At 43.5% G+C, this 10,195-nt stretch carries 11 protein-coding genes; 5 read left to right on the forward strand and 6 right to left on the reverse strand.

The features are described from left to right. Positions 1-145: 145 nt before the first annotated feature. Together ACTQ53_RS02375 and ACTQ53_RS02380 are read right to left on the reverse strand one after the other, a co-directional pair. The gene (locus ACTQ53_RS02375; RefSeq protein WP_441931884.1) at positions 146-307 is read right to left on the reverse strand and encodes a hypothetical protein; all 162 of its coding nucleotides are present in this window, start codon (positions 305-307) and stop codon (positions 146-148) included. Further along, the gene (locus ACTQ53_RS02380; RefSeq protein ID WP_441931885.1) at positions 304-459 is read right to left on the reverse strand and encodes a hypothetical protein; all 156 of its coding nucleotides are present in this window, start codon (positions 457-459) and stop codon (positions 304-306) included. The genes ACTQ53_RS02375 and ACTQ53_RS02380 overlap by 4 nt, the downstream gene beginning before the upstream one ends. A gap of 362 nt (positions 460-821) precedes the next feature. Here ACTQ53_RS02380 and ACTQ53_RS02385 point away from each other — a divergent pair, with 362 nt between their 5' ends. Then, positions 822-1,778, forward strand: a complete 957-nt coding sequence (locus ACTQ53_RS02385; protein ID WP_294972030.1) for a LuxR C-terminal-related transcriptional regulator — start codon at positions 822-824, stop codon at positions 1,776-1,778. Positions 1,779-1,922: 144 nt separating this feature from the next. On the opposite strand, the gene ACTQ53_RS02390 is transcribed toward ACTQ53_RS02385, so the two are convergent. From ACTQ53_RS02390 to kdsA, 4 genes are all read right to left on the reverse strand, one after another. Beyond that, positions 1,923-2,555 (reverse strand): response regulator transcription factor, encoded by a 633-nt coding sequence (locus ACTQ53_RS02390; protein WP_294972027.1) that lies wholly within the window; start codon positions 2,553-2,555, stop codon positions 1,923-1,925. A gap of 21 nt (positions 2,556-2,576) precedes the next feature. Then, a complete protein-coding gene (cls, locus tag ACTQ53_RS02395; protein WP_441931886.1) occupies positions 2,577-3,848 on the reverse strand; it encodes a cardiolipin synthase in 1,272 nt (423 codons plus the stop codon). Positions 3,849-3,905: 57 nt separating this feature from the next. Further along, positions 3,906-4,886, reverse strand: a complete 981-nt coding sequence (locus ACTQ53_RS02400) for a KpsF/GutQ family sugar-phosphate isomerase (RefSeq protein ID WP_295346271.1) — start codon at positions 4,884-4,886, stop codon at positions 3,906-3,908. Positions 4,887-5,109: 223 nt separating this feature from the next. After that, a complete protein-coding gene (gene kdsA / locus ACTQ53_RS02405) occupies positions 5,110-5,862 on the reverse strand; it encodes a 3-deoxy-8-phosphooctulonate synthase (protein ID WP_153125882.1) in 753 nt (250 codons plus the stop codon). Between the two features lie 221 nt (positions 5,863-6,083). Here kdsA and ACTQ53_RS02410 point away from each other — a divergent pair, with 221 nt between their 5' ends. The 4 genes from ACTQ53_RS02410 to ACTQ53_RS02425 all read left to right on the forward strand — a co-directional run bounded on the left by ACTQ53_RS02410 (position 6,084) and on the right by ACTQ53_RS02425 (position 9,934). Further along, entirely contained in the window at positions 6,084-7,037 is a 954-nt protein-coding gene (locus ACTQ53_RS02410) for an ATPase (protein ID WP_217760370.1), read from the forward strand. Between the two features lie 4 nt (positions 7,038-7,041). Next, positions 7,042-7,179, forward strand: coding sequence for a hypothetical protein (locus ACTQ53_RS02415; RefSeq protein WP_294972014.1), 138 nt, complete (start codon positions 7,042-7,044; stop codon positions 7,177-7,179). Between the two features lie 327 nt (positions 7,180-7,506). Then, the gene (locus ACTQ53_RS02420; RefSeq protein ID WP_441931887.1) at positions 7,507-8,820 is read left to right on the forward strand and encodes a glycoside hydrolase family 5 protein; all 1,314 of its coding nucleotides are present in this window, start codon (positions 7,507-7,509) and stop codon (positions 8,818-8,820) included. Between the two features lie 205 nt (positions 8,821-9,025). Further along, positions 9,026-9,934, forward strand: a complete 909-nt coding sequence (locus ACTQ53_RS02425) for a hypothetical protein (protein WP_441931888.1) — start codon at positions 9,026-9,028, stop codon at positions 9,932-9,934. Positions 9,935-10,195 lie beyond the last annotated feature (261 nt).

A 10,195-nucleotide genomic window follows, 5' to 3' on the forward strand; every position in this document is an offset into this window, starting at 1 on the left:
TTGGATAAGAGTTGCCGATGGCATGACCATAGTATCCGCTCAGACCGATGCGTAAGCCCTTGATGCAGTAGTTGTCGATGCGGAGGGCTGTACCATATTTTATTGCAATTTCACCTTCGGTAGGAGTGCCTGGTCCCTTATTGATCTAACCTGTGTTGGTAAAGTTGTCTGAGTTCAAGCCTGCCAGGAATTGCAATTCATATCTCCAACCCTTGGTACGTCCCCAAAAACTGACACCTGTCTGATGCCAGGTGCTTGGAAGAACCGTATTCTCACCTTCAGGACGATAAACAGTGAAGAAATTCAATGGCTCATGGCAACCTCGCCATAACCACCTACGCTGAGGCGCTTGCCGTTTACATGCTGCATCACACTATCGGTAGCCACAGTTTGTGCACTTGCCGTTGCCAAACCGGCAACCAGGGCAGCGGACATCAATCCAATTCTTAAACTGTTCATCTTTATTATTTTGAATTTATTGTTATCGTATAATCCTTAGTATAATAAAGAAAAGAGCGCAGATGTCTGTTTGCGGTCTCGACACTTTAGAGGCCTAGTATCTCCTTAAAGCCCTATAGCTTAATAAGGAATTACGCAGCTCTGCCGCTCGGGAGTGGCAATCATCACTGCGCTCTTTCTCGATTTCGGGTGCAAAGGTACGGAGTTTTAAAAAATCTTGCAATACCTAAAAATCGGTAAACAGTGGCATCCCCATTTCTAGGTATTGCGAGTTTCAAAACTTTTTAGTATATTTGCAGCCGAAATAGAAACATTATGAATGTTCTTGATACAAGGATGTTTTCATTTAAGGATAAAAGAAGATGAAAAATCAGAAGATGTATGAAGCTGACGACAAGATGATCAGCATCATTAGAGACAATTACAATATCTTGCAGAGCCTCGGTAGCTTCGGCATCAACCTGGGCTTTGGCGACAAGACTGTGCGTGAAGTTTGCGACGAGCAGAAGGTGGATACCTATACTTTCCTGTCCGTGGTAAACCTGACGATTAATGGTTACAAGGAGTATGACAATGCCGACCGCCTGTCGCTGCCGACCCTCTTGCATTATCTCAAAGCATCGCATGCCTATTACATAGATTTCCAGTTGCCGTTGATCCGTAAGGAACTGGTTGAAGCGCTGGATGAAAAGGATAATCTGGCACGCCTTATCCTCAAGCTTTATGATGATTATGCCCATAGCATCACCAATCACATGAAGTATGAGGAAAAGATGGTATTTCCTTATGTTCAGACACTTATCGATGGTAATGCCAGTGCGAACTTCGATATAGAGACCTTCTCGAAGCATCATGCTCAGGTGGACTTAAAGTTGAAGGAGTTGAAGAGCATCATCATCAAGTATCTGCCTTCGGATGGACTGCATAACAACCAGCTGAGTGCTACCCTCTATGATATATATAACAATGAGGTATGGTTGAAGCATCACTCTGAGGTGGAGGAAGAAATCTTTATTCCTGCCGTGAGAAATGCTGAACTTAAATTGAAGCAGAATGATGTGAGTGCAAAGATTTCGAACATGATTAACCAGACACCGATGAGCGATGAACAGTTGAGCGATCGTGAGAAAGATGTGATTGTAGCCTTGGTTCAGGGTATGACCAATAAGGAGATTGCGGATCATCTTTTTATATCTATCAACACGGTAATCACTCACCGCAGAAATATCGCCCGAAAGCTTCAGATTCATTCTCCTGCAGGCTTGACAATTTATGCCATCGTGAACAATCTGGTTGACATTTCTACTGTGAAACTCTAGTTTTTCCTTAGGAACAGTCATCATTGAAATGTTATTTTTTATAAAATGATAGTGCCTTCCCCACAAGCTGTGAGGAAGGCACTATCATTATATTTAGGTATGTGGAATCTTGTCGTCACCATTTAAGAGGATAATTTTGCTCGTTTAGATTTTGTTGATGTCCACATATCCATGCATCACGGCATAGATAGTGAGTGAAGAAACGTTTTTAATTCCTAATTTTTCCTGGATATTCTTGCGATGAGTAATCACGGTAGTGAGTCCGATACATAGTTGATCGGCAATTTCTTTGTTGATTTTGCCTTGTGCTATCAGGGACAGAACTTCGATTTCTCTATCAGTCAACACTTTTTCTTTTGGAGATGAGTCGCCCATCATCGGAATATGTTCACCATGGGGGTGACCTGAATGTTGCAGACTCATCAGTTCCTTGATCAGTTGCGTTTCTGGTACGTTGGTACAGATACAGTGGAAACCTTGCAGTTGCGAGTTGGGATCGAAACTGGGAGTCAGTACGATGGTATGATGGCGATGCTTTTCGTCAATGAAGAAGTAGCGATGCGCTAATACGATAGGCATTGCTACAAAATAGTGCATGAATCGCTCGGGTACACTCGATTCAAATTCACCGAATGTACCGAAGGTTTTGATTCTTACCATCGGAATAGCGCTTTCCAGCAGACTTTTCAGTCCCAATGCTGCCAGCGTATTATTATCTACAATGGCTAGTTCGGGCATTGATTTCCCTGCCATTGCTTTCATCATTTCTTCATTCATTATATCTTCTTTTTTATATATTTATAGGAAAGGGGTCAGGAAGGTGGCTGCAAACCATCCCTTGAATCTCTGCCACCCCGTGCGCCATTCTCTCCAGTTCTTTTCGTTGAGCAGGAAACTGTCTTTCTTCTCTCCATCGAAGAGCTTTACCAGCTGGTCTGTAGTGTAAGGGTCTACAATTACAGCATTCTCTTCGTAATCCCATCTAAGGCTTCTGGCATTGAGATTGGCGCTGCCCACCGTACAGAACTTTCCATCTACCATGATAATCTTGGTATGATGGAAGCCTGGTGTGTACATCCATACATGGCAACCAGCCTTCATCAGCTTATGGGCATTATAGAAACCGCAATCTGGAGTCAATGGAATATCGCTCTTGGTAGAGAGCATGATTTCTACCTTTACGCCTCTTTTTACTGCATTCTTCAGTGCTTTCTTCAGTTTGTGGCTTAGGGTGAAGTAAGGACTGATGAGCTTGATGCTGTCCTGTGCGTCGTTGATGGCGTTCACATAGAAATAACGGATGATATCCTTGGTGATATGGGGCTCACGGTTAATGATGCCTACCGTTTTATGATAGGCGGTAGCAGTGGTGTCGGGTTTGAGATTCTCTACCAGATAATCTTTTTTCTCCTTGCGGTAATACTCTTCGCCGTCAATATGCTGACCGCTAACCTTGTTCCACATCTTGAGGAATATCTTTTGCAGGGTATTCACCTCGCTACCATCAATGCGGCAGTGCATGTCATGCCATTCGCCTACTACTTCTGTCCCATTGATATAATAGTCGGCAACGTTCATACCTCCTGTATATGCAATCTGTCCATCAATGACCACGATTTTACGGTGATCACGGTTGAAGATGGCATGTACCCATGGAAACTTAACCGGCTTGTATTCATATATTTCAATGCCATTGGCACGTATTCTCTTGAGATGCCGTTTGCGCAATGGCTTGTTGTTGGATGAGTTTCCGAATCCGTCATACAAGGCTCTTACCTTTACACCCTCCTTTGCCTTCTCAGCCAGGAGGTCGAAGAGTAGGGAGGCGATGCTGTCATTGCGGAAGTTGAAGTATTCCAGATGAATGCTGTGTTTGGCTTGACGGATTGCCTGAAACATATCATCAAATTTCTCCTGTCCGCTCATCAGGAGCGTAACAGAATTATCGTGAGAAAAACTCACACCTTTCCCACGAAGCTGATTAACTATCAATGAATCGCTGGTCTGTGCGCTGCACAGCGAACTGGCAAGCATCAGTGTTATCGTTGTTATTATCTCTCTGAGTCTCATGTCAACTCCTAATAATCTATTTGCTATAAATTATTAATTATAAATTATTAATTAAAATCACACCATGCAGGCATAGTGATCAACGATGCCTTTCAAATGATTATCCTTATCTACTACGAGTACTGTATGTACCTTGTACTTATGCATAATGCGCTGAATTTCCGAAATCTTGGTCTTCGGAGTCACCATCTTAGGAGTGGTGGTCATGATGTCGTTCACCGTCTTGTTGAAGAACTCAGCCTGCCATTTCTCCATGGCACGGCGGATATCGCCATCAGTAATCAATCCGATGACACGATTGTCTTCATCAAGCGAGATTCCCAATCCCAGTTTGCCCTTGCTGACGTGGATGATAGCCTCGCCCAGGTGCATCTCCTTAGGGATGATTGGCATATCGTCGCTGCGCATCACATCTTCTGCGGTAGTCAGGAGGCGCTTACCTAATTCGCCACCAGGATGGAACTGTGCAAAGTCGCGCGGCTTGAAGTGGCGTACCTGCATCAGGGCTATTGCCAAGGCATCTCCCATCGCCAAAGCCGCAGTGGTACTGCTGGTTGGAGCAAGGTTTAGCGGACAAGCTTCCTTCTTTACCTTTACTGTGATATGGTGATTGGAATATTTCGCCAACAGGGAATTGGGATTTCCCGTAATCGAAATAATAGGCACATTCATGTGGAGTACCATTGGAATGAAGCGAAGCAACTCATCGGTCTGGCCACTGTTGCTCAGTGCCAGAACTACGTCTTTATCTGTCATTACGCCTAAATCACCGTGATATACATCCAGAGGATTGATATAGAAAGCAGGTGTACCTGTTGATGCCAGAGTAGCTGCAATCTTGGCACCTATGTGTCCACTTTTGCCTACACCGGTTACGATAATCTTTCCTTCGCAATGATACATCATATCTACTGCCTTCTCAAAATTACTATCCATATAGGAAATTTGATCGAGTATGGCTTGAGCTTCGTCACGAAGGGCTTGCTCTCCATACGAGCGGACTGTCATGTTGTCAATATCGTTTATCTTGTGACTCATTATTTTCTAAAATAAATGTTCTTTATTGAATGGAACTAATATATTAGACAAGCAAACTAATATACTTAGACAAGTTAATTAATATACTTAGACAAGTAAACTAATATACTTAGACAAGTAAATTAATATACTTAGACAAGTAAACTAATATACTTAGGCAAGTTAATTAATATACTTAGACAAGTTAATTAATATACTTAGACAAGTAAATTAATATACTTTGTTAAGCGAGCAAATCAGCTATGAGAGCCTCCAGCTTGTCTAATTCCAGCATATTGGCAGCGTCACTTTTTCCCTGATCAGGGTCTGGGTGTACCTCAAAGAAGTAACCGGTTGCGCCGAATGCCTTGGCTGCCATGGCCATGGCTGGTACGAACTTGCGGTCGCCCACGGTTTTGCCATCGCCAGCGCTTGGTCGCTGCACACTGTGAGTGCAGTCCATGATGACATTAGGAACAATCTCCTTCATATCAGGGATATTACGGAAATCAACCACGAGATTGTTGTAGCCGAAGCAGTTGCCGCGCTCGGTGAGCCATACTTCCTTGGCACCGCTGTCCAAGGCTTTTTCTACAGGATATTTCATATCTCTTCCGCTCAGGAACTGTGCCTTCTTGATGTTGACAATCTTACCCGTTTTAGCAGCAGAAACCAAAAGATCGGTCTGTCGGCAGAGGAAGGCTGGTATCTGGAGAATATCGCATACTTTGCCTACAGCCTCAGCCTGATAACTTTCATGAATATCTGTGGTGATGCGAAGTCCATACTTTGACTTGATATCGCTGAGCATCTGTAGACCCTTTTCCATACCAGGACCACGGAAAGAGTGGATGCTGGTTCGGTTTGCCTTGTCAAATGATGCTTTGAATATAATATCGGTTCCTAACTTCTGGTTGATGCGAACGAGTTCCTGAGCTACTGTGTCCAGTAGTTCCATCGACTCGATGACGCATGGTCCTGCTATGAATGTTGCCATAATTATACGTGTTTTATTGTTATTGACTGCAAAGTTATTAAAAAAAGAAGAGAAAAGCAAAGATTCATGAACCTTTTTTGAGATATTATCTTTTGGGGCGTATCTTTTTCAATTTATTATGATGATATTTCAATGAAATTCTGTAAATTTGCAGTGTCTTAGAAGTTACTTGGATGAATGTTCTAAGGAAGAAATAGTATTGATTAATAGAATAGTCGAAGATGAAACTGATAGCAGATAGTGGTAGTACCAAGACCGATTGGGCATTGATAAGTGACCAGGGGGATGTGTTGATGACTTGTAATACTCAAGGCATCAATCCGATTCATCAGAGTGATGCTGACATATTGCAGATTCTCTGTGATAAACTAGTGTTGAACGAGCAGCCTCAGGAAGTGTTCTTTTATGGCAGTGGTGTAACTGAGGCGATGAAACCTCGTATGCAGTCCTTGTTGCAGCAGTCTTTCCCGGAAGCTAGGGTAGAAGTGGAAGGTGATATGTTGGGTGCTGCTCGTGCTCTGTTTGGTGATAAACCGGGTATTGCCTGTATCTTGGGTACAGGTGCCAACAGTTGTCTTTATGATGGAAAGAACATCGTTATGAATACTCCGCCGCTGGGTTACATCCTGGGGGATGAGGGTAGTGGAGCTGTATTGGGTAAGCTGTTTCTGAATGGTATCTTCAAGGGAACACTTCCTGCTTCTCTCAAGGAGAAATATCTGGCATGGTCAGGACTTGATTACCCTACTATTATTAATAAGGTATATAAAGAGCCTTTAGCCAATCGCTTTCTGGCTTCTATCTGTCCTTTTATTTCCCAGCAGATAGCCGAGGGAGAGAAACATGAAAACGGTAGCGATGAGCTGAACGAAGCCATGGCGCTCTACCGGATGATATTAAGTAGCTTTGACTTGTTTTACCGTAACAATCTAGTTCCTTATATTGATTATGTGAAGGCCAGCGTTGAGGACATCAGCAGGTTGACGTCGGGAGTGAAAGCTTGGGATGCTTCTTTGGGCGAAAATCAGGAAGTAGGGTTTGTGGGAAGCATTGCCCACTATTTCGAATCGCCTCTCAGAAACGTGATGGAAGATGAACATCACCTGAAGATTGCTCTCATATTAAGAGCCCCAATGAAGGGGCTGATTGCCTTTCATTCTCTTCGGAAAGGGTAAAAGAATGGCTGTGAAGAAAAAGCTGGTGACGGGTGCTGCCATCAACTCGGGTAAGAACGCCTACGACTGGAGTAAGTACAAGAGTATCTATGATACCAATGGCGATTTGCTTGATACCGACTGGGTAGATTCCCAAGTATGACCATCTTCAACCGTGCCAGTGCATCAGTCAGCAATGCCAATATGTTGGAGGGTATTCAGGAGGCTGTGAAGGCAGCCGCTTGGCCTGTTAAATAAAGAAAGTTATGTGAAGTTTTTGGGTTTGGCATAAGTGTTCCGGGCGCATGTCGGAGAGTCTTTCTCTGGTGTGCGCCTTTTTTGTGTAGCAATTTTTTCCCCAAAAAGACAAAAATATGCCCTTGTAACATTCTGTACGTATCTGTTTAACAAATTACTACATAGGTGTAGCCGTTTTTTCTTTATCTTTGCACCATAACTACATAGAACTATAACAATTTATATAATTAACATGAGAAAGATAGTTATGATTTTGGCGGCAGCTGCCCAGTTTGCATGGGCTAGTGCACAAGTGGCACCTGCTGATAGACGTATGACGAAGATGGGACTTACTGCAGCCCAGTTGGCGCATTATATGGCGCCAGGCGTCAACCTTGGTAATACGATGGAAGCTTGCGATTGGAATGATATCTTTACCAACAACGCCGGCTTGAAGTCGGAGACTTCATGGCAGAATGACAAGACAACTGAAAGTTATATCCAGAGCTTGAAGAAGCAGGGATTTAACAGCCTTCGCATTCCCACCTCTTGGGTGGCTGGTCATATTGTAGACAAGGAGAAGATGACGATAGACCCTGCTTGGATGCTTCGTATCAAGGAGATTGTGAATTACGGTCTCAATGCCGGACTCTGTGTCATCATCAACGAACATTGGGATGGTGGTTGGATGGAGCATGATGCTTTTACCAATCTGGCGAATGTTTCAGAATGTAAGGAGATGTATCGCAAATTGTGGGTCAATATTGCCAAACAGTTTAAGGACTATGATCAGCGCCTACTCTTTGCGGCATTGAATGAACCTGGAGTAGGTGGAGCAAGTCCGCAGGCAAAGGGAGAAATGCTGGCTCCCGACAGCAAGGAGTTTGCCGACAGACTCCTGGAATATGAGCAGGTGTTCCTGGATGCCGTTCGTTCTACCGGTGGCAAGAATGCCAAACGTGTACTCATCATGCAGGGTCCGAAGACGGAGATAGATCTGGCTGAGAAGGATACCTATGATATTGCCCGTCTCAAGGATTCGGCAAAGAACCGGTTGATGGCAGAGGTACATTTCTATGATCCATATATCTTCACCCTGATGGACAAGGATGCCGATTGGGGCAAGGTGGCACTCTACTGGAAGGGACATGCGCCTGCTGACGATCAGGGACGCACCGTCAACACCATCTCGTATAACAATAAGAATGTGGATGCCTATCAGCATATTACCAACCTGGTGATGAAGATGAAGAAGAAGTTCGTGGACAAGGGTTATCCCGTTGTCATCGGTGAATATGGTGCCAACCGCAAGGATGCTTCCCTTTATGGGGGAAATCAGAAACTGCATGATGAGAGTATGATGGCATGGTACAGTTCCGTTACTGCCGAGATGCTGAAGGCCGGTCTCATTCCATACGTTTGGGACATCAACGTGCAGCCTCTTCCTCACATGACGCTCTTCAACCGTGCCAAGGAAGTAGTCTCCGACTCTTATATATTTAAAGGTGTAATGGATGGAGCTGAGATAGGTATGGAAACCTATCACAAAATCTATCCTAAACCATGATATCCGGGGCTCTCAGAGCCTCGGATTGGCAGGGGGAAAGCAACTAAAAACTTACCTGATGAAACATTGGTAAAAAAGTATCAGCATCTGCAATGATAGTATCATGCTTTTTGGCGGAAATGTCCTATCTTTGCATCAGATAACAATTAACAATAATATTATAGACCTATTTAATTTTTAAGCTTATGAAAAAGTTTTTACTCTTATGGTAGCAGCTTTTGCTGCAGTTTGTTCTTTTGCACAAAGTAGAACTACATTGTGGGAAGGTGAACAGATAATGGATGCAACCTGGCCTAATATTGGTGTTGAACTGTCCAACCTCGCTACAGCCAAGGCTGGCGATAACATCGTAGTTACAGTTTCTAAAGTTGATGCTTCTATTAATAGTGCGTGGGAGTGGGGCTCTCAGGTATTCTTGAAAGTTAATAGCGGCGCTGATGGCGGTTGGGTAGACATGGAAGGTACTTCAGCTGTAGGTTTAAAGGAACCAGGCGAGGCGAAGTTTGAAATTACCGATAAGGCTTTGGAGCAGTTTAAGGGGGCTACCAGCTTTTTCGTACAAGGTATGTGTGTTGTAGTTTCCAAGGTTGAATTGGAAAGTACAGTAGCAACTGCTTCTACTCAGATTTGGAGTGGCGAATGTGTTTTCGGTAATTGGGCAGAAGGTTTCAATGTTCCTGCTGAAAAATTTGCTGATGCTTCCGCTGGCGACAAGTTGGAGTTTGTTTATACTACCGATACTAATACAAAGGAAACCTGGTGGCAGTTTAAAACAATCTTCTCTGGTACAGAGGAAACGTTGTCTTCTAACAAGGGCGATTTGAATGAGTACGGTTGTGCTTCTGTTGCTAGCGGTAGTACATCTTATAAGATTGTCTTGAATGCAGAGGATGTTGCTAAACTCAAGGAGACCGGTATGTTTGTAAATGGACATTTTATTATTGTTACTGCAGTCAATTTGATTCAGGCTGCTAAGGATCCTTCTACCGGCATTTCCAACGCTATGATCCTTACTCCTGCTAAGTCTACAAAGATATATAATCTTGATGGTCAGCAGGTTGACGCTTCTTATAAGGGCGTTGTTATTAAGAATGGAAAGAAGTTTGTTCAGTAATAGGGAGTGTTTTTATTTACTCTTAGTTTTATAATTGGTTTAAGTACAAGGGGCTAGGTTGCGTGAGGCAATCTGGCCCTTTTAATTGCGTCCCGACGTAGCGCTTCTTACGTCCCGATGTAGGAAAACCTACGTCCTCGACGTAGTAACGTAACTATTCGGTGAAAGCCGTATTGTGCGCCTAGATAAAGTTTCGTACCTTTGCACCATGATTTTAAATTTTTCAAATTATGGTGCAAGGCAAGAAACAATTAAACAGCA

The organism is Prevotella sp. Sow4_E9_plate (assembly GCF_052116205.1).
GTDB lineage: Bacteria > Bacteroidota > Bacteroidia > Bacteroidales > Bacteroidaceae > Prevotella.